The sequence below is a fragment of the Microcystis sp. LE19-84.1B genome, from assembly GCF_027531875.1.
GTDB lineage: Bacteria > Cyanobacteriota > Cyanobacteriia > Cyanobacteriales > Microcystaceae > Microcystis > Microcystis panniformis.
On sequence record NZ_JAPZSR010000077.1, the window covers coordinates 1 to 1,355 of the forward strand.

A 1,355-nucleotide genomic window follows, 5' to 3' on the forward strand; every position below is an offset into this window, starting at 1 on the left:
TTTCTCGGCTGGTGAGAGAGAGTCTATCTTTCTCTAAAAAAATGGAGAATCACGTTGGGGAACCCTTTGGTATTTTATCCATGACTACAATGCACAGCAAAGCAAAGGATTAAGCCGCCATCACTACTACCGAATCACCACCCAAAGCCTGAAACGACCGACGACCGGCTACTGACGACCGACTCCTAACCCCACCAACAAACTTTTTCAGCAGACCCTATATCTTAGAGATCAAGAAAAGCCGTCGTAGAACGACGGGGTTTTAAACCCAAATTTTCGATAACCATTTCACAAACTTTGCTAAAATCATCAGTGCAACTTAGTTTTTTGCCAGGGATTATGGGTGATTTAAAGCATCAAGTTGACCAAGGGATGAAACAGGTAAATCAGTTGGCTGATCAAGCAATTGACAGTATTAAGGACAATGTGCAACAGATCAGCGAACATCCTACCAAACTGGTGGATATGGGCGCAGGCATGGCAGGTGGCATGGCAGGTGCCGCAGCCGGAGAGGTAATTGGAGGTACTGTTGGGGCAGTATTAGGCCCGGTGGGTGTGATCGCTGGTGCTCAGGTAGGCGGACTGGTTGGGGATGTATTGGCAGGATATGAAGCCAGTCATCTTTCCCATCAGATGCTGCATCCAGGAGAGCAAAAGCCAGAGAAACCAAATGAGTTACATGAAATTGAAGCAGCCTTTGAGAGCAAAAGCTTAGAGCAGGCGGGGAAAACCCTGGGCGAAGTGGCGGGGGATTTCGTTGATAATGGATTATTAGGTGGGATTACTGGTAATATGGGCAAAGCGATCGGCTCTCAGGTGGGCAAGTTTGCCGGAAAATTCGCCCCCAAGGATTTTCTCCATCACCATCAAGAGGCGGCCTCTACCGAGGCTAAACTGAACGAAGGTATCGAAGCTGCTGATAGCAAAACAGATTAACCAACCAACAGAACAATTGAACTACTTGACAATAGGGAGATTTTGAGGTATGCCGAGGCTCAGATGTTCAACTAAGCGATCGAGTTGCCCCGACCACTCGTCTTCAGAACCGTGCTTGAGGCTTTCGCCGAGAGATTCACAGATTGTCCTGAATCCGAGTTAGCTGCCTGCTTGTATTTTGGCAAAAAGGGACAAACCCACCAGCCGCAGTTAATAAGCTAAGACGCATTTAAACCCCTTATTCTTAGATTAGCCCCCCCCCAACCCCCCCCGACATGGGGTAGGGCTGTTTCATTTAAATTAATTACAGCTGATTTTGAGTCAATAAATTTGACCGAAGATTCTCAAGTTTATCTTTTTCTAATCAAAAGAGTTAGTCACAATAACTAATCTTTAATCCTCTGCCAAATTTATTATGA

The 1,355-nt window shown here is 46.1% G+C and carries 1 protein-coding gene; it reads left to right on the top strand.

The annotated features are described in order from the left end of the window. The first annotated feature begins 339 nt into the window (after positions 1-339). On the top strand, positions 340-936 hold the full coding sequence (locus O9324_RS04270; RefSeq protein WP_288139550.1) for a hypothetical protein: 597 nt from the start codon (positions 340-342) through the stop codon (positions 934-936). Positions 937-1,355 lie beyond the last annotated feature (419 nt).